Origin of the sequence: Halalkalibacter flavus (genome assembly GCF_036663575.1) — a bacterium.
GTDB classification, from domain to species: Bacteria; Bacillota; Bacilli; order Bacillales; family Bacillaceae_D; genus Halalkalibacter; species Halalkalibacter flavus.
Genome location: NZ_JAWRVK010000346.1, coordinates 1 through 249, shown reverse-complemented (window position 1 = coordinate 249; position 249 = coordinate 1). Strand labels below are relative to the sequence as shown.

At 42.6% G+C, this 249-nt stretch carries 1 protein-coding gene; it reads left to right on the top strand.

The features are described 5' to 3' along the window. Positions 1-249 (top strand): helicase-related protein (locus SAY88_RS25405; RefSeq protein ID WP_332635216.1); only part of this gene is annotated, 249 nt, incomplete at both ends.

Genomic DNA, 249 nt, shown 5'->3' with positions numbered 1-249 from the left:
GGTAAATCATTGATTCTTGTTGCTACAGATGTTGCTGCCCGGGGCTTAGATGTTGAAGATGTTATGTATGTGATAAATTATGATTTCCCCAACTCCTCAGAGGATTATATTCATCGTATAGGCCGCACTGGGCGATCAAACGCCTCTGGCACAGCCTATACCTTTTTCACTTCTTCTAACCAAAAGCAGGCTAGAGATCTTGTTGCAGTTTTAACCGAAGCCAAACAAAGCATCTCACCTGAATTGCAA